This window comes from Bacillus sp. A260 (assembly GCF_009861435.1).
GTDB classification, from domain to species: Bacteria; Bacillota; Bacilli; order Bacillales; family Bacillaceae_G; genus Bacillus_A; species Bacillus_A cereus.
In genome coordinates this window covers 2,397,780-2,420,477 of record NZ_CP046398.1, presented here as the reverse complement: position 1 = coordinate 2,420,477, position 22,698 = coordinate 2,397,780, and the positions used below count along the sequence as shown (strand labels likewise).

Genomic DNA, 22,698 nt, shown 5'->3' with positions numbered 1-22,698 from the left:
TACACGACCTTTTATTAGGATCATACCAGTCTTTTATATCATTTTATTTAATCCATATAAAGTAAGGCTAAAAAACTTATTTCAAAAGTTCTTTAGCCTGAGTCATTTTTACACATTTAAAATTTAATACGTACAACGGTACCTTTACCAACTTCTGAATGGATTTCTACACTATGTCCTAATTGCTTCGTAATTTCATGTACGAGATATAGCCCCATTCCAGTTGATTCTTTAAAATCTCTACCATTTTCTCCTGTAAAGAAAGGTTTAAACACTCTTGGTAAATCTTGCTTCGGTATTCCTACACCATTATCAGCAATTTCAAGTATAACATTATTACCTTCCTTACAAGCTTTCACTTTAATCTTCTCTCTACTACCAGATGAATATTTAATCGCATTCGATAGTATTTGTCCAATTAAAAATTGTAACCATTTCGCATCACTTTCTACTGTAATGTCCTTATCAATTTCAAGCTCTGGATATACAAAATTCCGGATAAAGAACCGTTTATGCTCATGTACCGAATCATTCACTATTTTATATAGTTGTACTCTTTCTACATAAAAATCTTGTGTAAATGCTTCTAAACGTGCGACATACAGAGCCATTTCTAATCCCTTTTTTAATCGATCAGTTTCCTCATTTATACTTTCAAAACGTGAATCTACTTCATCCTGTGTAATTAATTCTATTACAGATAAAGGTGTTTTCATTTGATGAATCCACTGATTCATAAAGGTTAAATGGTCATTATTTTTTCTCTCTTGCATTTGCAGCTGATTTTGATAATGTCGATATTGCACCTCAAGTAGTTCTTGAAGAGCAGCCGATACAGCTGCAAAATCAGATTTTTGAACAGATTCATCCAAAGATTGCATCGGGTTTGCTAAGCGCTCATAAAAAGAACGATGTGTAAAATAACGAAACACTAAATAACTTCCCATAAAGAAAACACCTAGAAACATTGCATATAACGCCGTTGTAATATGATTATGCCCATCAAACCAATATACGAGAAATATAGCTAGTAGTTGAATTATAGTAAAGCAAATAAGTGGTATATGATCACGTATAAACAACCTTATCATTTTTCTATACCAGTATCCCAAGTAATATGCAATCTATATCCAACACTACGAATCGTTTCAATCGCACCTTCTATATGTAACGTTTGTAACTTTTTACGCACACGTGTTGTATTTACACTTAATGTATTATCATCAACATAAGATTCGCTATCCCATAATTTATTTAACAACACTTCCCTACTCACAACACGCGGATAATTTTTCATTAATGTCTCTAATAAAATAGCTTCGTTTCTCGTTATATCAATCTCTTCGTTTCTAAGTTTCAATACAAGTCTTTCAGGATATAAACAAAGGCCTTGTTGCTCAATCATTCGCTCTTCTAGTTTCGGTGCATAATCTCCATATGCACGTCTTAAATGACTACGAATTTTCGCCACTACAACTTCATAATGAAAAGGCTTCGGAATAAAATCATCGCCACCGTTTTCTAACGCCATAACTTGATCCATCGTACCTTCACGAGCCGAAATGAATAGTATCGGACATGTAGAAACACTACGAATTTGACGACACCAAAAGTAACCATCAAAACTCGGTAAATTAATATCTAATAAAACTAACTCTGGTTGTTCATCTAAAAAAATGTCTAATACATTTTGAAAGTCCGATACAATAACTCCTTGATAACCATATTTCGCAACATATGTTGATAATAGTTCTGCAATTTTCATATCGTCTTCTACAATCATAATTTTGACCATTATTGAACTCCTTTTTAATCCACAATCTCAAATATACTTATATAAAATAAATACTACCTCTTTTCACAAAATCCGTAAATTAAAAAAAGGATGCTTTTATACAAAAGTATCCTTCTTCTATTATTCTTACTTAATATGAAAGTTACTGCAATTAAAACCTAGCTTCTCCACATAATCCATACTTAGTTCCATTCGTGCCGTTTTAAGTGGATCCACAACTTGACAAACTTTTAAATCACCGGCAGCTGATGTGTGGCACATGAAATGCTCTCTTCTTTCGGTGCAGTACCAATTACACCAATTATTTGATTAATCAGAATTTGTAGTTCATTTGAAAACAAAACATGTTCATTATGTATTAAGACGATTTTTATTGTATTTTCATGTAGATCTTCACCCATTACGCCAAGGTTCACCCCTGTAGTTAAAACACCTTGCTCTGCAATTTTTATCTTTTCAATCGTTACAGCTAATATGTCACCAGGTTCTGCACCACTGATATATACAGGTCCAGTCGTCGGATTAATTCGGTTTCAATCAAATTCTTGAAACGCAACATCTTCAGAGTCAATTTGATTCTCAAAGCAATCATATGTTCCAAATATAAGACGACTCCCAATTTCTACTTCCATATGTTGCTTTGAAATAAACTTTGATTAAACATACCTCACAGACTCGTAATTTATGGTAAACAAGAAGAATTCATTTTGAAAAAAGATTGATCAAAATGAATTCTTATCTAACAAATTTAAGTTTCTATACTATAAAAAGTTTGGTCATTTTCTATCTTTATTCTTCAACAAACGCGCCCTTTTCTTGAACAACATGCATCGTATTATAATTTAGACATAAAGACAAAACCCTAAATTACGAAGTGTCTTATAACTCTTTGGTGTGCTCATACACTACCGATTGATACGTTTCCGGATTAATTCTCAAGAATTTCGTGTAACCTCTCAGCAAACTCTTTATGATGCACTGTGTTATAGCCCACATGGTTTCCTGGAAACTCTGCGAATTCTGTTCCGAGGTGTTCTGCCAAGTTGAATGCGCAATGGTAAGGAAAAAATTCTCGTGAAATACTTCCACCGGCTGGACGTACCTGTATCGATGCAGGTTTTAATGAGCGCTTTAATGCATCGATGTTTAAAGTATAGCTGAGAATTCCCGGGATTTCATACTCAGTGAAATAAAACGAATTGCCGAGTAGTCGCTTTGTTAGCATATCCTTCGATAGTCCGGAATTGCTATCATCGATATTTGACAATAACTTCATGACCTCACTTTTATGATTCCCTTTAAGGTCTTCCATGAAATTTATAGCCTGCTTCAACTCATTTTCAGGTAAAAGTTGTAATAAAACCGGTTCGTGTGGGATTAGTAACTGTACCTGCCCAGGATGGCGTATACACAAATCAAGTCCGATGACAGCACCAGAACTACTTCCGAATATATAAGCCGGTTCATTGGTCAAATTGGCTAGCAGCCGGTGAGCGTCTTCACTATGTGTTTGCACATGGTAATCCTCAGTTTTATTGACGAGATTGCTACGGGAATGACCACGACGATCGTAAGTAACAACGGTATACCATTTAGCAAGATGGTCGGCAATATTATGGAACTTGTCGGCATCACCACCCCCACCATGAATCAAAAGAAGAATTGGACCCGAGCCACGCACCTCATAATAGATGCTTGCTCCAATTACTTGCAATGTTCCGTTTTTTACTATACTCATTTGTACATCCTTCCTTTCTTTTGTCATCTCCCTTAACATTACATGATTGGTGAATGATATAAAATGCAGGAAATAACTAAGAAACAAATTCACCATAAGAAAAAGCAATGTGTGGCTTTAAAATAAAGTTTGATTAAAAATATTGTGTTAAACCGTATTCTATGTTGAATAAAAAGAAACCATTTTGAAAAAAGTTTAATCCAAATGGTTTCTTATCCAGCAGGTTTATGTTTTATAAAAAAGTTTGATCATATATTTACAATTCTTTGATTAAAGAGATACAGCATCGCAACTTTATTTCAAAACTACACCATACATGGTTTATTCTCTGATGACATCGCGTAAATAATATGGTCTTTATGAATTCGATACATAATACCTCTCCCTTTTATATTTATCTACTATTACTAATTAGCTTTTTTTATACAAGCTCCTCTTAAAATTAAATGTTATTTTTATGTAAAAAAGCACGCAGATTGTTTTATAACATACACTCTTTACTATAACAGAAAGGTGGTATCACTATGCCCCTTATTCCATACAACGAAAGTGATGTTGATTTACTAGCTCGATTAATTCGTGCTGAAGCTGAAGGCGAAGGTCGCCAAGGTGAGGAGTTAGTTGGATGCGTTGTAGTAAACCGTGTATTTTGTGATTGCTTAGATTTTAAACAACTCCGTACCGTACGAGACGCTGTATATCAAAGCCCCGGCGGATTTGAAGCAGTACAATATGGATATTTTTATCAACGTGCTCGTGAATCAGAAAAAGAAATCGCACGAAAAGTTTTACAAGGTCAATGGCGCTGGCCTGCACGATGGGCTCTTTGGTATTTCCGTCCAGTTGGAGCTTGTCCGCCTGAATGGTATAATCAGCCATTTGTAGGACAGTTTAAAAGCCATTGTTTTTATGAACCAAGTGGTGATGAATGTCCGAAAATGTATTCACGATAGTAAAATTTGCAACGCAAGTACTTAGAAATTTTGGTACTTGCGTTGCTTTTAACTGTGTTTTAGAAATCTAATAGTGTGATGAAATTTTCTATGCCTACTACATGTATTAATAATGGTATACGAGGACCATTTGATTGATTCATAATGAGCTTATATATAATAGTGAATAATTGTTTTTGATTTTCTTTCATTATTTTTTTATTTTCATGATGACAAATCGCATATAATTGCTCCATTAAGTTAGAGTAATCTTTATTAGAACGAAGTATTTTACAAACTTCTACTAGCCATTCTTTCTGCCTTTCATCTAATGTGTAGTAAAACTCTGCATTTTTCTCCTCATTTACCGCGATTAATTTTTCAGATTGAAAGTTTCTTATCCAATACTCTGCGCGATTACTTATCGCTCTCATTTCATCTAATGCATAGCTCCTATCTATTTTCTTTAATATCCCCTGTAAAATAGTTGAATCAAAATTTAATAATGGTAACGTTCCTGCTACTTGATTAAATTTCGGATATTCTTTAATCTCACTATCAACTCTAGAGATTTTAATTGCATCAAATAAATCTTCATTTTTGAGCGTTTTATTTTCATAACTATCTTTCAATCGCTCATACTCTGTATAATTACGAATCACATCTTCATCCAACCCAATATAAAAAGCAGCGCCTGGTTTGTATTTTGCAAACATAAAGAGAATTACTTCTGGTATATACACTTTCAATAAATTGCTTGGTGTAATACTATTCCCTGAAGAACTAGACATTTTTTCATGATTCCCTTTAATACCAATAAAATCGTAAGCAACGTAATGAGGTGCTTCTCGATTGAATATTTTCCTTGCAATTTCTTTTGATACATTATAACTACCCGTTTCTGATGAATGATCTCTACCGCCCGGTTCAAAAATAACATCCTCTATCATCCATCTCATCGGCCAATCGATTTTCCAGTTTAGTTTCATTTTATTTGTATTTAATACGGATAACTCTTTTTCATTTCCGCATTCACATTCATACCGGACTGTTTTTAATACTTCATCAAAATGTGTAATAGTTGTTGTATCTTTTCCGCATCTCTCACAATATAATGTAGCTGGATAAAAGCTCTCTCGCTCTTCTTCACTACACTCTCTAGTTTTAAAACCCATTAAAATATCATATATTTCTTTTCGTTTATACAAGGCCTCTAATATATTTTCGTTATACCTTCCGCTTCTATATTCATCATGTTGATAAATAAATTCTACTTCAATTCCAAATGCTTGAAGCGATTTTTCAAACTCTTTTTCAAAATGCTCCGCATACGAGTTATGACATCCATACGGATCTGGAATATCACAGTATGGCATACCAATATACTTTGCAAAAGATGGATCAATATTTTTTGGAACTTTTCTAAACCTATCATAATCATCCCACGAAAATATAAAACGAGTCTTTTTCCCTAAATCTTGAAGTACTCTTACTACGAAATAAGTCGTTACGATTTCACGAAAGTTCCCAATATGAACAGAACCTGACGGACTAATTCCAGATGCACAAACAAACATTTCTTTATTTGGATGTTTCCTAATTAATTCATGTGCTACTTCATACGCCCAATGCATATATTACTCACCTCAATTATTTTTTGTTTCTCATTTCCAGTTTTATGCAACAAAAAAACTCCCACCCCCAAGATTATTCATCTTGAGGACGAGAGTTGTTAGCTTCGCGGTACCACCTCAGTTTGTTAATATGTCACCATATTAACCTCTTCAGGTACGGCAAAATATGCTTATACCCTATCTCTATAACGGGAGAACCCGTCGCACCATCCCTAAATAAATTAGTTCCTTGCGCAGCTCCAAGTCTTTTTTCATTAAGATGTATACCGCTCTTTCTCAGCTACCAGAGCTCTCTGTACGTATTCTTTCTTAACTACTCTTCTCTTCTATGCCTTAAATATTAGTTTTTTAATATGATAATTTATAACACTTTTATTGTCAAACTTTTCCGAATCGAAATCGTAAAATTATCTAAAAAAATTCTTTATCGCTTCTAATTGAATTTTGTGGCTACACTCATCACAACAATATGCCCCTTTTGGTTTCTCTTTAAATCGCTTATATTTTTCACTGCCTTCGTAAACACGAAATATATTCTTACAAGAAAAGCAAACAATCTCATAAAACATCATATGCATTTTCCTCTCCTTGTTTATACACTTTTTTAATCACTTGAGAAGGTCATTTTTCTACAGTATAAATTTTAATATCCTTTGACTAAAAGGTTTACCTCTATTCTTATCGAATTATATTAATATCTTATAACGCGAGGTGAACATCTTGTTCAGTAATATAGAATTAGTTTTAGATGCTAAAGCAAGTTTAGCTGAAGGACCATGTTGGAATGGAAAAAAGCAACTTTTATATTGGGTTGATATTATGGAGAGAAAATTATGCATATATAATCCTACCGCTAATACGAACCGAGTAATTGTTCTCAATCAACAAATTGGCTGTGTTGTTCCATATTTAGAGGATGTACTACTCTTAGCTATGGAAAACGGCTTTTATTCTATTAATGTAAATACAGAAAAACTGACACATATTTTTGACCCTGAACCACATTTAATAGAAAATCGTTTCAATGATGGAAAATGTGATCCAGCTGGTCGTTTCTGGGCAGGTTCTACAGATACATACGGTATGAATGCTGCAGGTTCCTTGTATTGTTTACATCATAATTTAAGTGTAGAGAAAAAAGTTTCACATGTAAATACATCAAATGGAATTGCTTGGTCACCTGATCATACATACTTTTACTTTATAGATACACCTACTAAAAAAGTAGTTCGCTATCAATATAATATACGTACTGGAGACATTCATAATCCAAGTGATGTAATCAATTTCTCTGAAAATGATGGTCTACCTGATGGTATGACAATTGACGAAGAAGGTTGTTTATGGATTGCACATTGGGGAGGTTCAAAAATAACTAGATGGAATCCCTCTACTGGAGAACAAATATTAAGCATTCCAATTCCCGCGTTATATGTAACATCATGTACATTTGGTGGGCCTAATTTAACAGATTTATATGTTACAACAGCCAGAACAAGAATGAGTGATAACGAATTAAAAGAGTATCCACATGCTGGTGGTATTTTTCGAATTCAAACAAATGTTAAAGGCTGTCCCACCTATTCATTTTGCAATAAAAATATTGGAGCTGAAACAATGTGAACCGTATCGATTACATAAGACAAGAAGAAAAGAAATATCACGACCTTTGCTATGAACAATATAAACTGTTTGAAGCTGGCTCTTGGCTTTTCAAACCAGTTAAAACGGTTATGGACTTGATGAACCACTTTGACGGACAAAACAACTTGCAAGTACTTGACCTTGGCTCTGGCGTTGGGAGAAATAGCATTCCAATTGCAAAAAAAATAAAAAATACTAGCGGCACCGTTACATGTGTTGATTTACTTAATTCCGCTTTAACAAAGCTACAAATTTATAGCAAAGAACATGATGTATTCGAGGTTATAAAAACAGAAGAAGCAGCAATTGAAAACTATCATATTGACTCTAACGCTTATGATTATATCGTTGCAGTATCAAGTTTAGAACATGTCAGATCAGAAGAAGATTTTAAAAATGTACTCCACTCTATGAAAAGAGGTACAAAAAACGACGGTATTAATTGTTTAATTATTAACTCTAACATACAAGAAATTGATTCAATAACGAATGAAGAATTAGAAGCTTTAATTGAAATTAATCTTTCAACCGAAGAAATGATAAGTACTTTAAAAAGCATTTATAAAGAATGGAAAGAACTAAAAGTTGAAATAAAAGAATTAGCTTATGATATTGTTCGAAATGAAAGACACATTCAATTAAAAACAAATGCTATATCGTTTGTAGTTCAGAAATAATCGTATAATAAAGATATGATTATTTCTCTCAGATTTATTTTTATTGCACGAAATTTGCAACTATAAATATTTATGAAACAAAAAATAAAAGAGCACTTGTTTCCGCAAGTGCTCTTTTGGGGATTTTGAGATACCCTATTAACGAAAGTTAAGGTTACTTAAAGTTAAAAGGTATTTATATTATATGCTTGTCCTTTTTATTTGTGCATAATCAATATATAAACATCTTTAATCATTCTTAATAACTTTTAGTTATCGTTCTTTCTTACATTTTATCATTAAGAAATTGATTGAAGGTTTATTTGCCATGTTCTTATTTGGTTCATCAATTTCCGAAACTTGTACTAATCTATATTGATTAAAATCTTTTTTTATAGATTCAGAATCATAAAAGAACATTTTTACACCTTCCATTATCTCATAATAATCTTTATCCAATTGTTTTCCTTTTCCGTACATGGGAGCTTTTTTAGAAACAGTTGTAAAAACCATATATCCGCCTGGTTTTAACTGATTATAACAATCTTCAATAAATTTCTCTCTTTCCTGTTCATTCAACAAATGAAGAAGTGCATGACTAAATATCCCATCATACAGTTTATTATCAAAAGGCATTTCGTTTACTGAACCGTGATACATACTAACATCTTCTAGTCCGTTTTCTCTTGCTAAATCGATCGCTGTTTTCGAAATTTCAATACCTGTTACATTTATACCATTATCGATAAAAACCTTTGCATTTCTTCCATATCCAATACCCGGAACTAATATATTCTTAACGTTCTTTTCAAGAAAAAAATCTTTTGTCAAAATTGCAGATTCTGTAGGTTCAAATCCCCACATCGTTTGTTTTTCGATAAAACTTGATTCCCAAAATTCCATTATGTATCTATCTCCTTATTTTCAATCCATTTTTAGTATCACATTAAAAACTTATAAATTTTAACGCTGCGTCTACCTATGCCAAATTAGTTTTTTACCACATTCACTATAAGTCCATTGAATATAGCACAATTATAAGCCTATATCTATTATAATGATTGGTTTAAAATCCACCCTATTTTATTAATCCTTACGTTTGTAGAAAAATAAAAAAGCCAATACTTCCGTTATAGTATTGGCTTTTTCTCACGAGAAATTATCTTTTTATATTGTACCGATCTAATACTTTTTCTAACATTTCTAAAGTTATTGGTTCTGCTTCTTTTATTAATTGATAACCAATACGACCATTCGGTTCCGCTGTAACTTGCTGTAAACTCTTTACGTCATGAATCCCTTTTTCTCTTAATTGCATATAAAGTTGTTGTTCCGACATTTTTGCCTGCATCAAATTCTCTTTTACAATCTCTCCGTTTTCAACAATTATAATGCTACTTCCATTTAAAAATTGTTCCACCTTCCTTAATTTCAATTCAAAGAAATGAATGATAAGTAATATGCTTGCAAATATGATAGCCGCGAATATAGATGGGACTACTTTTCTACTTAATACAGGTTCTACAATAATACGGCCAATTGATACAACTATAATGATTTCAGCTCTTGTCATTTGGCTCACAGATGTACTACCTGTCATTTTCAAAACAATTATTCCAGTAAAAGTTAATATAATACTTTCCCAAATTATATTCATAATAACCCAATCCTTTAATGGTGTATTTTACTATCATTCCCATTAAAGGTGTGTTTTACTTACCTATTAAGTTGTTAAATCCTTCAGACCATGATGGAAATAAAGGTATCCAACCATACTCTTTACGTGCTTTATTATTGGAAGCTCCTCTTTCCCAACTATTTTTCCCATCTTGAACTTTAGGCTTATGTGCCCCTATCGCTGCTGCATATATTGGTAACCATTCTTTACTAGTTGCTGGATAATTATCTACAATATTTACGATTCCTGAAGGCCAATTAAGGGATAGCATAGTAGCTCTTGCAGCATCTTCGACATGTATAAACGAGATTATCCCGTCTGATGCAATAATCTCATTATTACGAACTTGATTTGCTATTAATCCGTTTTCCGCATACCATGTTCCTGGTCCGTATAATGTGCCATAACGAAGTATTACCGATTCAGATAATTCAGTAACAGCTTTTTCTAATTTCAATATGCCATTAACAGTGACTTGTCGAGGCATGGAAGCAGTAATATGTAGTGAATCTTTTTCAGTCGCAAATGTATCCCCTGGTTCATACGCCCATGAAATACTTTGAGCGATTATTTTCTGTACCCCTACATTTTTAGCTGCATCGACAAGGTTACGAGTGCCTTTTGTTCTAATTTTTGCATTATCCTCAAAATCCCATGAAGATAATGACGTTAATTGATGAATAACTACATCGGGATTTGTTTCTTCTAATACAGAAAATACAGCCTTTCTATTAAATACATCAGCTATTACTGGTATGGCACCAACCTTTTTCATTGCTTCTACTTGCGAAGTATTACGGATCATCGCAAAAACTGTATGCCCATTTTTTATTAACATTGGCAATAAAGAACGTCCTATTACACCCGTTGCACCTGCTACAAATATTTTCATATATGTTCCTCCTCATTTAGTAATCATAAATGTGACGAAACATTTGTAAGGTATGTGACAAATATTTTCTCATTTTTTTCGTTATTCATATGAAACATATACTTTTAATGGTTTAATTATCCCTAAACTCAATTCATCAAAGCATTGTATGAGTGAAGTATAATGTATTTCATGTTGAAAGATCTCTTCTATAAATGGTGTTTTTCCTATTTCTTCAAAAAACCAATCTGCATGCTTTTGATAATCGTATCCATCACTTGATCCAATGATTTGCAATTCTTTCTGATAAAAGTTAGCAGTTAATGTTAGTTCTTCTATATTGCCATCAGACAGTATACATATTTTACCATTAGTTTTAAGAGCTTTTTGCAAAGTATGGAACCCACTATTTGTAGCAGAACATTCGAAACCATAATCATATGTTTCTATTATTTTCTCTTCTGAATCATATATGTTTTTCGTACCAAACTTCTTTGCAAAATCTCTTCTATTTTTATTAGGCTCAACAACATCCACGTGCTCAATGCCTACATAGTATTTTAAGAAATAACAAGCGAGTAAACCAATAACTCCCATTCCAATTATAAGTACTTTTTCATCCTGTCGCGGGTTTAGTTTCAATACTCCTTTAGCGGCATCACATGAAAGAATAGATAATAAAGCAATTTTAGGTTGTATAGAACTAGGCACTCGAATTACTTTATGCGCCTTAACTATCCCTATCGTTTCATGTCCATAAAAAGAAACTACTTTATCACCTACGTTTACATGTGTTACTTGATTACCAACTTCAATCACTTCACCATAACTTTCATATCCAGTTTTTCTTGGATAAAAAGGATGCGGATCTGTAACATCGGATCCATTATACTGTGGTAACTCGGCCCCAATGCTTATCGATCCTGCGATTGTTTTAACGATAATTTCATCGTCCTGTATGTCCTTAATTTCATTTGTTTCCCACTCAAGTTGTTTAGGCCCTTTTACAATTAACTTATATTGTTCCATTTATATCCTCTCTTTTTATAAAGATGTTATAAGTAATATTGTTATCCATCTAAATTTCGACTAAATTTATTTACCTAATAGATGATAAATTACCCTTGCCCACGTTTATACCTTTAATGCTCCTGTACCTTTCTGTTCAGCGTCTAATACTTCAAGATTACTATTCTGATAACATTTTAAGAAAAGTCGTTGCCGCCCAAATGAAATACGCAAGTTGCGTCACGATATACATCGTAATTTCAAAACCTGTAAGCTTTCTTTCCCTTTTTATTTTCTTTAAATATCTATAAAAACAAAATGAACATAAGATCAGTAAAACAATAGACATTTGATATAGATTATCCACTAAAAGAACTGCCATTTATTTCATCACCTTTCCAATAGAAAGCGGGCTATAGTTCAAGCATACCATAAAAAAGGAATTAATTACCATGTAGTCCAGAGCAAATATTACCAAATTAAAACCAGTCACCTTTTTGAATTTATTCAATACAATGTTATGTAATCGACTACACACGATATAATAGGAGATTACTTTCTTTCACTGCAAATGCTTAGGAGGAAGTTGTACATGCAATTGATTCATAACATAAGAAAGGCATTTAATAACCTATGTAACTACGATACGTTCAATTTAATACACACTATTCAATCATTAAATATTTCACTTCATAAAATAGCTCCTTTTATTACTTCAGCAGTTAATCTTGAATACGGAAGGAACGTTATCTATCAGTCTGAATTCGTAGAGATTTTAGTATTAAATTTCCCCAGCAAAGCAAAGACCTTTGTGCACGATCATGGAATATCTGTAGGATGTATACTAATAGTCAATGGTACGTTACAAAATATAACGTACGAAAATAATAGCGAGCGGATTGAAGAGTTTACAGAGGGAAATATTTTCACAGTAAAAAAAGATACTGTGCATAAAATGTATAATGCTACAGATTCAGCAGTAATAACTTTCCACGTATATTCCCCACCATTAAAAGATGTCCAAATATATGAATAGTCTTTAGAAGGAGGAAATATGCAAAATTTGAAAGATTACTATATAAAGAGCTTACAAGATGGTCGTAACGTTTGGCTCTATGGACAAAAAGTAGATGTAACTACAGACAAACATTTTGCAGGAACATTAAGTACCATTTCTAATTTATTTACATTGTTTGATGATCCAATACGAAGAGATTCTGTTGGATATGTTAGTCCAAAAACGAAAGAATTTGTCCATACAGCCTTTTTAGTTCCGAATTCCTATAACGAATTATTAATGAGGAGAACCGCTTTTGAAACGTGGAGTTATGCTACAGACGGTGTAATGAGTAGACTATCTGATTACGCAAGATCGAGACTTACTGGCTGGTACGTATCAAAATATTTTTATAAAAAATTCGATGCACAGTTTCCAGATAAAATTACATCTTATTATGAAGAAGCAAGAGATAATCACTTATTCTTAAGCGTAGTTCAACGTGATCCACAAATAAATCGATCTACAGAATCAATGTTGAATACAAACGACTTAGGATTACTAAGAGTTACGAAAAAAACTTCTGATGGAATTTATTTAAGTGGTGCTAAAATGATTGGTACTGCTTCTCCTTATTCAAATGATTTATTAATCTATCCATTAGCAAAACTGACTGATACTCAAAAAGATTTAGCTCACTTTCTCATCGTGGCAGCCAATTCCCCTGGATTACATATGGTTTGTAGAGAACCATTTGCGAATACACATTCAATTACAGTTGATTCCCCTCTTAGCTCACAGTACGATGAAATGGATGCACTATTAATCTTTGATAATGTATTTGTACCATGGGAACGAGTCTTACTATATAACAACCCTGAAGCGTTATGGGCAATAAAGTCAGATGTAGCTTCTAGTAGTTTAGCTTATCACCAAGCAATTGTACGATTAGTAGTAAAGCTAGAATTTATAACTGCAATTGCTTGTGAAATTGCTGAAGCGATCGGTGCTACTACTTATTTGCATGTTCAAGAGAAGCTTGGGGAATTAATTATGCAAATCGAAACAATTCGCGCACTTTTAATTGCTGCAGAAGTTGAAGGTACTACAAATGAAACGAAAACTTATTTGCCGAATTTTAAATATATTGAAACTGCAAGGAATCTTGGTTCCAAATATTATCCCCGTGCAATAGAAATTTTACAATTAATTGGAGCAGGTGGGTTCATTCAACTTCCTTCGAGCTCGAATGACTTCCAAAGTCCGATAGCTAATTTATTGAAAAAGCACTTTAAAGGAACGAATATAGATGCCGAACAACGCACAAAATTATTTAAGTTAGCCTGGGATATCATTGGAAGTCCATTAGGATCTAGACACGAATTGTATGAAAGATTTTATGCCGGAGATCCAATACGAAATACAGCTACGCAATATGTAAATTATGATAAAAATCATTTTAAAAAGATGCTAAGTAAATATTTACATTAATGAAAAAGAGCACTCTTTTCTAAGAGCGCTCTTAAAAAACATATAGTTATTCAGTTACATATATAGTTGCTCCGTCCACAACTGCTACTTTTCTCTGTAATGGTTTCATTTTATTCACCTTTAGTTTTCTTCTTACACATGATTCTTATCATATTTTCTCGTATAGACTTCCCCATTCTGAGTAACTAATTTTAATGCAATTTCACCACAAACTCCATGTGGTATTTCAAATTCACCTTGTGCATTTGAAATACTACGCATCTTACTTTCAATTGAATCTTCATAAATTTTCACATTAGTTATAGGTTCGTTATTTTAATCTACGATAATACCTCTTGAATACTTTGCAACTGCTATGCATTAATCCTCTTTTTTATAATATGTAATCACAACAATTGCACCTGCCACTATAGCGCTACATACAAACAAGAGAATGATTTTGCGCCTCACAACGAACCTCCTAATTCAAATTATTCTTTTCTAAACTGAAAATTAAACTGTCTTAATTGCTTGATTTCCTCAATTACTTTACGAATACCTTCTTCAATCTTATCTTCTTTTACATTCGAAACATTTAACTTTAACAGTTTTTCTTTAGGAAAATTCCTCATATAATTCTTATCAATAGTATCGACACTTATTTGCCTGTCACCTAATTTTTGTATAAGTGTTTCTGTAACTGTGTTTTTCTGCATTTCTAAACAAGTGTGTATTCCAAATGTGTTTTGTCTATTATATGTAAATAATGATGGATCTTCATTTTGCACTTTTTCTAATGTTTCTGCTAGTTTTATTGATCTATTATAGTAGGAAGAATTAATTTTACTTTTATGACGTTCAAACATACCGCTCTTTATATAAATTTCTAAAGCCGCTTGAGAAATCATCGGACTATCAATATCTAGTATCTTTTTGTATGTATAGAACGCATTTGCAATGGATGGTGGAATGACCGCAACTCCAACCCGTAAACCTGGAAAAATAATCTTCGAATAACTTTTCAAATATATGACATGACTACAATTATCCAAGCTATATAATGGATCTGCTTTTGAATCAGTTTCTAAATCTGCTAAATAATCATCTTCCACTATAAATACATTGTATCTCTTAGCCAATAGTGTGATTTTTTCTTTCTCATCTTTAGAATAAGACGTTCCAAGCGGATGATGATATCTCGGTATCGTATAGAAGAATTTTATTTTTCCGGTTTGAAATATTTGCTCCAATTCATTCAAATCGATACCTTCATTCGTACGTTTAATACCGATTACAGGAACTTTATTTATTTCTAGATAATCAATATATAGATGATATGTTGGTTGTTCAATTAATACAGTTTCATTTCCATTCGGAAATGGTATAGAAGTTAATATAGCAAGTGCCTGCTGAACACCTGATGTTATAAAAATATTTTCTTCTTTTGTAAAGACTTGATAATTTGCTAGTTGTTTTTGAATAACTGGTATTAAAGATGGTAAGCCTTTCGGCGTTCCATATACAAACAAATCATTTTTATACGTATCAATAGCCTTATTAATACAATGTTGAAAATCTAAATACGGAAAAACATCTGGATCTGGTGCTGAGGAGGCAAAATCAATTATCTCATTATTTTCTATAGTACTCTCTGATTTTTTAACAACGTAGTATCCACTTTGAGGGACAGAATATATAATGTGACGCTTTTCTAATTCATGAAGCGCACGTATAACTGTTGCCTTATTACATTCATATTGCGTAACGAGTGACCGTATAGACGGTAATTTCTTTCCTTCTCTTATTTCTCCATTTTGAATCATATTTTCTATGTCGTTTAAAATATGTAAATACTTATACATCTTACACCTCCTTCAGTAATTCCATATTTAATTATATCGATTTTTCATTCATATAGCATTCATTCCTCAATTAGTTAATTTTCCGATCATCTATATCGTAAATCCCAATAGCATATGAATCATTTTCAATCCATTTCTTTACTGCTTCTGTTTTAAGTACAACTTCAACTTCTTTTTCTATTTTCTGTCCAAGTTCTCTCGCCCCTACTTCATCATCGCTAATCTTAGTTTTTATATCAATGGTAACAGGTTGATTCTTTTTATAATTTATTTGCTGAATACCAAACCCTTCATATCCATTTTTTCTGAATACGTCATCAAATATATGTCCAAAAACTTGATTCCATCTACTCTCTGCCTTTACAACTTCTCTATTTCTTTGAGTTATATTGATTTTATAAGACGTTACACCTTGTATCACCAATCTTTTATTAATATCATTTTTTATTTCGTTACTATCTTCGCTATCAGCAATCTCTAAATCTAATATTCTTTCTTTTTCATCTCTTATAGCAGCACTAAAAAAAGATTCCTCCTTTACCGCTGCTGTGGCAATATCCATCACTATAGAATCTTCACTTTTAGCATCTTCAATGTCATTCTCACAGGCACATAATAAAGCAAGTGGAAATAAAAATACAAGTAACTTCTTTCCCTTTCTCATGCAGCACCCCTCCATATATTTTCATTTACGATAAACTTTTTACTTTGACATATAAATACCTTCTTTAATTATTAAATTTAACATTATTTCACATTTACCCCACTTAACAAGGGAATTACAATTATTAAATAGAATATCTCTATGAATAAATAAAAAGTGAGGGATATATAATGCAACATGTAAATACGATTGATATTAGTAATGTACTACAATTGGAAAAAACTCTTTCGACTTTATTAAATAAAATGATTTCTTCAAAACTAGACCTTGAAAATTGGTTAAAAGAGCAGTCAAAAGTAATTTGGGACATCGAAGAACAATTAAGATCACATTACATCGCCTTTCAATGTAATACGGATGATGAAGAAATAAAGGATACTTTTGAACATGATCAACAATTTGTAAAGCCACTTTTAAAGCGGTACCAAAATTTATTGGATAATAAATATTTAGAGTCACCTTTTCGAATGGAATTAGATTCTAACGTATATGGTTTATTAGATACAAAAATAAAAAATGCTCAAAAGTTATTTTGTGAGGAAAATATCGAATTAGAAATAAAGGAAGACAAATTAGTCACAGAGTACTTTGAAATCACTGGAGGATTAAGTGGAATTTGGGACGGAGAAGAAAAAACGATAACAGAATTACAATCCTATTTACAAGATTCGAATCGTGACACCCGTAAAAAGGCAAAAACCATTATTTCTGAACAATTTTTATCTGTTGAAAAAGAACTCCAAAACATATTAAATCAATTAATTGAAATTCGCCATCAAAAAGCAAAAAATATTCAACTAGAGAATTATCGCGATTATATGTTCAAAAAATACGAGCGTTTTGATTATTCAGCGATAGATTGCTATGAACTAGCTGAATCCATACGTAAGTATGTTGTGCCTCTTAAAGATAAAATATTGCTAGAGAAAAAAGATAAACTGCAATTGGATACACTTCGCCCGTGGGATGTATCAGCTGTAACTCCAGATCAAAAAGTACTTAAACCTATTGCAAATGAAAATGATTTAATTGAAAAGAGCACTCATATCTTTAATAAACTAGATGTTGAATTTTCAGCACTTTTAACCCGAATGTATAAACACAATTGTCTTGATTTAACAAGCCGCAAAGGAAAAGCAGCTGGTGGCTTTTGTGAGTACTTACCAGCTTCACAATTATCTTATATTTTTATGAACTTAAATTATACACAAGATGATATTGTCACTTTTATACATGAAATGGGTCATAGTATTCATAACGAACTCATAAAACCATTAAAATTACGACAGTATATAGAAATTCCAGCTGAAACAGCTGAGCTAGCCAGTATGACAATGGAGTTATTCTCGCTTAATTATTGGGATACCTTCTATACAGACAAAAAAGATTTAAAACAAGCAAAAATTAACTTCTTTAAAGATGTTATTTCATATTTACCTATTATGCTTATTGTCGATCAATTTCAACACTGGCTGTATGAAAATCCAAGTCATACTTCTGAAGAAAGAAATGAAAAATACTTACAACTTCAAAAACATTATCAGTCTAGCGTCATACATATTGATGGCTACGAAAACTGGATAGCAACGAGTTGGCTACCTGTACTCCATATTTTTGAAGTACCATTTTATTATATTGAATATGCGATCGCCCAACTTGGTGCATTACAAATGTATAAACAATATAAAGAGGATCCTAAGCAAGCGCTAGAAAATTATAAAAAGGCATTATCACTAGGAAGCTCGCAATCTATAAAAGAAGTGTATGATGCAGCCGGTATTCGTTTTGATTTTTCTGGTGAAACAATTAAAGAACTAATGCTATTTGTAGAAAAAGAATTAGAATTACTTGAGCAATTATAAGAAGAAAGCTGCACCTATATTTTTGGTGTAGCTTTCTTCTTTATTTTATTAATCAGCTCTATGTACTGAGTATCTCCATATCCGATTGTTGGAAAAAGATAAAACAACTTTATTAATAATTCACGAGTTGATAAATCTTTATTTTTAGAGATGAATTTCATTACTGCATTATCTTCTGTTAACATTTCTAAAAATAAGTCTATAGCCTGATACATTACAGGTGGTACCTTATGAGAGGTCTTTTTATGGTTTACTAATACTTCATTGTATATAGAAGAATACTTCCCCAATTCAAGTTCAATTTGATTTACTTTAAATTCATCCTCTCTAAAGCTATTTAAGTATACCTTCCCTTCATAAACAGACTGTTCAAGGTGAGAAAGTATGGTAAGTAGGTTCATTTGACAAAACATATCTTCACCAAACCATAAAACAATACATTTATAATTTTTCGTAAAAAGTTTTTCTAACGGATCTATAACCTTTTTTGTATAACTTTCTACGGAACTGTTATGTCCTTCCGCTCTTGTTTTAATAAAATCCTCATCAAAAACTTGTGTAGTAGCAGGGTTCACACACATTGCCTCATTAAATGGTGCATAATCAGAATCACCCATTAGCTTTTTATTTTTAAATTCTTCATACATAACTTGACCATTTAATATGTTAAGTACCTCTTTATCAAATAGCTCACTCTTCCTATTTCGTAACTGTTCAAACTCTATTTTTCTAGAAATATTCATTTTAAACGCCCCTTCTTTATTTAAATTTAGTTTAACAAATGATTGGATAGGCATTTTGTTAAGTTGATATTCTCTTGGATTCATTCCAAAAACATTTTTACATATTCGATTTAGCCGTTCCTATTTATAGTGCGATAGAATATTCATTTGCTGGAAATGGGAATATCGTTGACTATGAGTATTCTATTACAAAAGCACTATTTGAAGGCTACCAAGAGGAAAATGAGCTACCAAAAGAGATGAAAGACAAGTTTCCGTTATTTATTAAATTAAAGGAGATTTTTGAATATAGCTTAATGCATATGTATTGGGATAAAGAAGAATTAACGGAGGAACAAGTACGGATTATGAACCTTTATAGGATGAAGATCGAAAATAAGAATACCTATATCAATATTTAAGAATGCCGTTGTTTAACTGCAAGGAAACTTTGGTTAAACAACAGCATTTATTAATTAGCTGACAACCTTTTTTATGACTTATAAATACTGATTCAATAATCTTCTCAAATACACTTCATTTTGCGGTGATACTTTTTCAGAAAATCTAGCTGCAATAATTATAGGAGCCCATTGAAAAACTTCATCTCTTGATAAGCCGGTACGACTGCAATATATATGTAAATACATCTCAGCTAATTCTACCGAAGATTGTGAGTACAACCAATATGTTCGAAATACATCTGCGCGAATATCACCTGAACTAGCATCTACCCAATCTAAAACTTTCACTTTCTCTTCCTTACTCAAAATCAAATTAAATGGATGAAAATCTCCATGACATAGCCTAAAATCAAATGTAATAAAATCTAATTTTTGTAATATATCCTTCTTTTTGCGTTCATCCAATTTATGCACAGATTTAATTTGACGCTCTAACCTTTCCCTCATTAACTCCATTTCATCTGTATTTACATGTATAGCATGGATCTTTTTTTGCTCATTAACACAAAGGCTGATATAACGCTCTGCCTCATTTAAATTATTAAGCAGAAGATCACCAATGTTGTCCCCTTTTACATGTTCCATAATAATTGCCTGTCTATTTTGTATCTTTTTCACTTCAAATACGTTTGGAACTGGCAACCCACATGAATACGCATATTTTTGTTTTTTTGCTTCATTCATAGACTCTGTATCTGGGAGGTAATCTTTAAATAATTTTACAACCTTATCATCAGTTAAATAAATTTCTGCAGTATTCCCTTTTGCAATTGGATTACCTAGATTCATTTCTCTCCTTAAAATAAATTTGAATAACGCTTAATCCTTTTCTTTGCATTCACTCTAATCATAACGAAAACCTTCTTCACGAAGATATAAAAAACTTACCACTTTCTATCCTTAAATAGAAAGTGGTAAGTTTAGTTCTTTAGGAATATTGGAATGAAACTCTGGTGTATACACAATAGAAAATGAATATCCCTGCTCAATAAATGATACTTCATTATTTTTACATTCAAAGGGAACATTATTTATCTTAAAGTTATTATGGATTCGCTGTAAAAATGCGACGTCTGGTGTTCCGAAAGAAACGTGTACTTTCGGTGATAGAGCTTTCATCGCGATTGGAATCCAAGGTCGCTGCCACCAAGTCGCGACGATATATGCAGTGCCACCTATAACAAAGTTAAAAATATCCCCATCTTCCATCGTTTTCATATTTAGATTTGATTTTAACCATTCCGTAAAAACAGGTACACTCTTAACGGGAAGACCGATTTCCCTTACGTATAAAATGTTTAAAGGTGAATATGGTACTAATACATCTTCTTTAACATAACTATGCGCAATAATTTCGAGTAGATTTCCATCTCCGTCTTTAAAGTATAAATTGAATAGACCATTCTCTTCACCAATTACATTTCCATTTTGCCATTTCACAATGAGTAATCCAGAGTCGTTTAACCACCTTGCTGTTTCATGGAATTTTGAATATGGGATTTCAAAAGCAAAATGTGCAGGTGCGATTGGTTCATACACTTCTTGAAAACTAATTTTTGTATAAGGTGTTACTTCAAATTGAATGAAGGATTCTGTTTCTTTTTTTATTGGAAAAGATAATATGTCCTTATAAACTTGTTTTACCCCTTCTATGGAAACCGTTTGTAGTTTTATATCTGATATATGTGTAATCACTTTACATTCCCCCTCATTTCTTATTATCTATTCGTATTGTATTACAATTATAAATAGATAAAATCAAACGGAAGGATGGATTTTTCATATAGAAACTACAACTTTAGTATGAATATGTTAGCTCCAATTATTTTTTATTTCCGCTATAACAATTTCTGGTTTATCCCAGTGCAACATGTGTGTAGTATCAGGAATTACTTTTACTATACTGTCCGTTTTCTCTTTAAAAATATTTACTGTCTTATCTCTATAATCCGCCCAAACTTGTGGGACTGTAGCTCGAAGTAATACAATATTAGCCGGTAGCTTCTCATATATATCTATTGTTTCATCTTTATGCATACCTCTTATTATATTACTAGCTGTATTTCCCCTGGCATGCCACCATACTTTATTATCCATTTCGATCCCTAGATCCTTTACAGCAACTTCTAACAATGAAGACCACCTAGTATAAGCTTCTTTTTCACTTTTGAAAAATTTGTCCCAATTATTAAAAACGTATTCATCAAAGTCCTTTTCATAATAAGCAATTTCTTCTTCCAACGTTTCTTCTCGAAGCCTTTTTGTTTGATATCCACCATCAATAAGAATACTTCCTTGTACTTTTTCTGGATGATTTAACAAATAAAATAACGCTACAAAACTTCCCCATGAATGTGATAGAAAATAGAAGTATTTGATTCTCAATTCATTTATTATTTCATTTAACCAATTTGCTAAATTGTGCATCTCATAATCTTCTGTTCTTTCAAATGGGGGTGTTTTACCATGTCCAGGTGCATCAACGGAGATAAATCTATACTCTTCTTTTAATTCCTCAGCAATTTCTATAAAACTTAAACTCGTACTACCTAATCCATGTAAACAAAAGATAACGGGCTTCTCATTATTCCCCCATTCAGTAATATGTACATTTATTTTTTCATTGCTAATATAGTAACGTTTCAAAACATTTATCCTCCATATTTTGATTTTTTAATTTACACTTTATTTATTTCTATTA

Annotated in this window: 23 protein-coding genes, 2 pseudogenes and 1 other annotated feature; of the genes and pseudogenes, 7 read left to right on the top strand and 18 right to left on the bottom strand. The window is 32.1% G+C overall.

Going from position 1 to position 22,698, the window contains the following annotated elements; translation table 11 throughout:
- Positions 1-116: 116 nt before the first annotated feature.
- The 4 genes and pseudogenes from GD442_RS12190 to GD442_RS12175 form a co-directional block, all read right to left on the bottom strand.
- Positions 117-1,091 (bottom strand): sensor histidine kinase, encoded by a 975-nt coding sequence (locus GD442_RS12190; RefSeq protein ID WP_002164532.1) that lies wholly within the window; start codon positions 1,089-1,091, stop codon positions 117-119.
- Positions 1,088-1,795 (bottom strand): response regulator transcription factor, encoded by a 708-nt coding sequence (locus GD442_RS12185; protein WP_000239008.1) that lies wholly within the window; start codon positions 1,793-1,795, stop codon positions 1,088-1,090. Before GD442_RS12185 ends, GD442_RS12190 begins: the two co-directional genes overlap by 4 nt.
- Positions 1,796-1,921: 126 nt before the next feature.
- A pseudogene (locus GD442_RS12180) lies at positions 1,922-2,427 on the bottom strand (acetamidase/formamidase family protein).
- 296 nt (positions 2,428-2,723) lie between these two features.
- Positions 2,724-3,533 (bottom strand): alpha/beta fold hydrolase, encoded by an 810-nt coding sequence (locus GD442_RS12175; protein WP_000029414.1) that lies wholly within the window; start codon positions 3,531-3,533, stop codon positions 2,724-2,726.
- A 524-nt stretch (positions 3,534-4,057) separates the two neighbouring features.
- On the opposite strand from GD442_RS12175, the gene GD442_RS12170 reads away from it, so the two are divergent.
- Positions 4,058-4,486, top strand: a complete 429-nt coding sequence (locus GD442_RS12170) for a cell wall hydrolase (protein ID WP_001128402.1) — start codon at positions 4,058-4,060, stop codon at positions 4,484-4,486.
- A gap of 59 nt (positions 4,487-4,545) precedes the next feature.
- On the opposite strand, the gene lysS is transcribed toward GD442_RS12170, so the two are convergent.
- Together lysS and GD442_RS12160 are read right to left on the bottom strand one after the other, a co-directional pair.
- Positions 4,546-6,099, bottom strand: a complete 1,554-nt coding sequence (gene lysS / locus GD442_RS12165) for a lysine--tRNA ligase (protein ID WP_000558600.1) — start codon at positions 6,097-6,099, stop codon at positions 4,546-4,548.
- An 81-nt stretch (positions 6,100-6,180) separates the two neighbouring features.
- Positions 6,181-6,437 (bottom strand) — a binding site (T-box leader).
- Positions 6,438-6,506: 69 nt separating this feature from the next.
- Positions 6,507-6,677, bottom strand: a complete 171-nt coding sequence (locus GD442_RS12160) for a DUF2197 domain-containing protein (protein ID WP_000551042.1) — start codon at positions 6,675-6,677, stop codon at positions 6,507-6,509.
- 142 nt (positions 6,678-6,819) lie between these two features.
- Between GD442_RS12160 and GD442_RS12155 the strand changes: the two genes are divergently transcribed.
- Both GD442_RS12155 and GD442_RS12150 read left to right on the top strand, forming a co-directional pair.
- Entirely contained in the window at positions 6,820-7,722 is a 903-nt protein-coding gene (locus GD442_RS12155; protein ID WP_000492433.1) for an SMP-30/gluconolactonase/LRE family protein, read from the top strand.
- The gene (locus GD442_RS12150; protein WP_001079453.1) at positions 7,719-8,420 is read left to right on the top strand and encodes a class I SAM-dependent methyltransferase; all 702 of its coding nucleotides are present in this window, start codon (positions 7,719-7,721) and stop codon (positions 8,418-8,420) included. Before GD442_RS12155 ends, GD442_RS12150 begins: the two co-directional genes overlap by 4 nt.
- A gap of 252 nt (positions 8,421-8,672) precedes the next feature.
- Here the strand turns inward: GD442_RS12150 and GD442_RS12145 are convergent, their stop codons facing one another.
- The 5 genes from GD442_RS12145 to GD442_RS12125 form a co-directional block, all read right to left on the bottom strand.
- Positions 8,673-9,302: a class I SAM-dependent methyltransferase gene (locus GD442_RS12145; protein WP_000397612.1), complete on the bottom strand. Its 630-nt coding sequence runs from the start codon at positions 9,300-9,302 to the stop codon at positions 8,673-8,675.
- A gap of 256 nt (positions 9,303-9,558) precedes the next feature.
- Positions 9,559-10,056, bottom strand: coding sequence for a DUF421 domain-containing protein (locus tag GD442_RS12140; protein WP_001021700.1), 498 nt, complete (start codon positions 10,054-10,056; stop codon positions 9,559-9,561).
- A 55-nt stretch (positions 10,057-10,111) separates the two neighbouring features.
- Entirely contained in the window at positions 10,112-10,969 is an 858-nt protein-coding gene (locus GD442_RS12135; protein ID WP_000689434.1) for an NAD-dependent epimerase/dehydratase family protein, read from the bottom strand.
- An 81-nt stretch (positions 10,970-11,050) separates the two neighbouring features.
- Entirely contained in the window at positions 11,051-11,977 is a 927-nt protein-coding gene (locus GD442_RS12130) for a zinc-dependent alcohol dehydrogenase (protein WP_000438848.1), read from the bottom strand.
- A 160-nt stretch (positions 11,978-12,137) separates the two neighbouring features.
- Positions 12,138-12,338 carry a hypothetical protein gene (locus GD442_RS12125; RefSeq protein ID WP_000279689.1) on the bottom strand — a complete coding sequence of 67 codons (201 nt, stop codon included), beginning with the start codon at positions 12,336-12,338 and terminating at the stop codon, positions 12,138-12,140.
- A 210-nt stretch (positions 12,339-12,548) separates the two neighbouring features.
- Between GD442_RS12125 and GD442_RS12120 the strand changes: the two genes are divergently transcribed.
- Both GD442_RS12120 and GD442_RS12115 read left to right on the top strand, forming a co-directional pair.
- On the top strand, positions 12,549-12,992 hold the full coding sequence (locus tag GD442_RS12120) for a cysteine dioxygenase (RefSeq protein ID WP_001176007.1): 444 nt from the start codon (positions 12,549-12,551) through the stop codon (positions 12,990-12,992).
- Between the two features lie 18 nt (positions 12,993-13,010).
- A complete protein-coding gene (locus tag GD442_RS12115) occupies positions 13,011-14,444 on the top strand; it encodes a 4-hydroxyphenylacetate 3-hydroxylase family protein (RefSeq protein WP_001180384.1) in 1,434 nt (477 codons plus the stop codon).
- Positions 14,445-14,576: 132 nt separating this feature from the next.
- On the opposite strand, the pseudogene GD442_RS28085 reads toward GD442_RS12115, so the two are convergent.
- From GD442_RS28085 to GD442_RS12105, 3 genes and pseudogenes are all read right to left on the bottom strand, one after another.
- Positions 14,577-14,801 (bottom strand): annotated as a pseudogene (locus GD442_RS28085) (hypothetical protein).
- Between the two features lie 113 nt (positions 14,802-14,914).
- Positions 14,915-16,285: an aminotransferase-like domain-containing protein gene (locus GD442_RS12110; RefSeq protein WP_000280124.1), complete on the bottom strand. Its 1,371-nt coding sequence runs from the start codon at positions 16,283-16,285 to the stop codon at positions 14,915-14,917.
- 70 nt (positions 16,286-16,355) lie between these two features.
- On the bottom strand, positions 16,356-16,949 hold the full coding sequence (locus GD442_RS12105; RefSeq protein ID WP_001225383.1) for a DUF4030 domain-containing protein: 594 nt from the start codon (positions 16,947-16,949) through the stop codon (positions 16,356-16,358).
- A 170-nt stretch (positions 16,950-17,119) separates the two neighbouring features.
- Here GD442_RS12105 and GD442_RS12100 point away from each other — a divergent pair, with 170 nt between their 5' ends.
- The gene (locus GD442_RS12100; protein WP_001164954.1) at positions 17,120-18,811 is read left to right on the top strand and encodes a M3 family oligoendopeptidase; all 1,692 of its coding nucleotides are present in this window, start codon (positions 17,120-17,122) and stop codon (positions 18,809-18,811) included.
- A 14-nt stretch (positions 18,812-18,825) separates the two neighbouring features.
- Here GD442_RS12100 and GD442_RS12095 read toward each other — a convergent pair whose 3' ends face one another.
- Entirely contained in the window at positions 18,826-19,638 is an 813-nt protein-coding gene (locus tag GD442_RS12095; RefSeq protein ID WP_001069557.1) for a hypothetical protein, read from the bottom strand.
- Here GD442_RS12095 and GD442_RS12090 point away from each other — a divergent pair.
- Entirely contained in the window at positions 19,629-19,955 is a 327-nt protein-coding gene (locus GD442_RS12090) for a hypothetical protein (RefSeq protein ID WP_002006075.1), read from the top strand. The genes GD442_RS12095 and GD442_RS12090 overlap by 10 nt on opposite strands.
- A gap of 78 nt (positions 19,956-20,033) precedes the next feature.
- Here GD442_RS12090 and GD442_RS12085 read toward each other — a convergent pair whose 3' ends face one another.
- The 3 genes from GD442_RS12085 to GD442_RS12075 form a co-directional block, all read right to left on the bottom strand.
- Entirely contained in the window at positions 20,034-20,786 is a 753-nt protein-coding gene (locus GD442_RS12085; RefSeq protein WP_001048504.1) for an aminoglycoside phosphotransferase family protein, read from the bottom strand.
- A gap of 111 nt (positions 20,787-20,897) precedes the next feature.
- On the bottom strand, positions 20,898-21,692 hold the full coding sequence (locus GD442_RS12080; protein WP_000627942.1) for a VOC family protein: 795 nt from the start codon (positions 21,690-21,692) through the stop codon (positions 20,898-20,900).
- Between the two features lie 117 nt (positions 21,693-21,809).
- A complete protein-coding gene (locus tag GD442_RS12075) occupies positions 21,810-22,643 on the bottom strand; it encodes an alpha/beta fold hydrolase (RefSeq protein WP_000833456.1) in 834 nt (277 codons plus the stop codon).
- Positions 22,644-22,698 lie beyond the last annotated feature (55 nt).

Bases quoted from the DNA above. Each gene is read 5' to 3' on its own strand.
- GD442_RS12190 (WP_002164532.1), bottom strand. From the start codon at position 1,091: ATGATAAGGTTGTTTATACGTGATCATATACCACTTATTTGCTTTACT.
- GD442_RS12185 (WP_000239008.1), bottom strand. From the start codon at position 1,795: ATGGTCAAAATTATGATTGTAGAAGACGATATGAAAATTGCAGAACTA.
- GD442_RS12175 (WP_000029414.1), bottom strand. From the start codon at position 3,533: ATGAGTATAGTAAAAAACGGAACATTGCAAGTAATTGGAGCAAGCATC.
- GD442_RS12170 (WP_001128402.1), top strand. From the start codon at position 4,058: ATGCCCCTTATTCCATACAACGAAAGTGATGTTGATTTACTAGCTCGA.
- lysS (WP_000558600.1), bottom strand. From the start codon at position 6,099: ATGCATTGGGCGTATGAAGTAGCACATGAATTAATTAGGAAACATCCA.
- GD442_RS12160 (WP_000551042.1), bottom strand. From the start codon at position 6,677: ATGCATATGATGTTTTATGAGATTGTTTGCTTTTCTTGTAAGAATATA.
- GD442_RS12145 (WP_000397612.1), bottom strand. From the start codon at position 9,302: ATGGAATTTTGGGAATCAAGTTTTATCGAAAAACAAACGATGTGGGGA.
- GD442_RS12140 (WP_001021700.1), bottom strand. From the start codon at position 10,056: ATGAATATAATTTGGGAAAGTATTATATTAACTTTTACTGGAATAATT.
- GD442_RS12135 (WP_000689434.1), bottom strand. From the start codon at position 10,969: ATGAAAATATTTGTAGCAGGTGCAACGGGTGTAATAGGACGTTCTTTA.
- GD442_RS12130 (WP_000438848.1), bottom strand. From the start codon at position 11,977: ATGGAACAATATAAGTTAATTGTAAAAGGGCCTAAACAACTTGAGTGG.
- GD442_RS12125 (WP_000279689.1), bottom strand. From the start codon at position 12,338: ATGGCAGTTCTTTTAGTGGATAATCTATATCAAATGTCTATTGTTTTA.
- GD442_RS12120 (WP_001176007.1), top strand. From the start codon at position 12,549: ATGCAATTGATTCATAACATAAGAAAGGCATTTAATAACCTATGTAAC.
- GD442_RS12115 (WP_001180384.1), top strand. From the start codon at position 13,011: ATGCAAAATTTGAAAGATTACTATATAAAGAGCTTACAAGATGGTCGT.
- GD442_RS12110 (WP_000280124.1), bottom strand. From the start codon at position 16,285: ATGTATAAGTATTTACATATTTTAAACGACATAGAAAATATGATTCAA.
- GD442_RS12105 (WP_001225383.1), bottom strand. From the start codon at position 16,949: ATGAGAAAGGGAAAGAAGTTACTTGTATTTTTATTTCCACTTGCTTTA.
- GD442_RS12100 (WP_001164954.1), top strand. From the start codon at position 17,120: ATGCAACATGTAAATACGATTGATATTAGTAATGTACTACAATTGGAA.
- GD442_RS12095 (WP_001069557.1), bottom strand. From the start codon at position 19,638: ATGAATCCAAGAGAATATCAACTTAACAAAATGCCTATCCAATCATTT.
- GD442_RS12085 (WP_001048504.1), bottom strand. From the start codon at position 20,786: ATGAATCTAGGTAATCCAATTGCAAAAGGGAATACTGCAGAAATTTAT.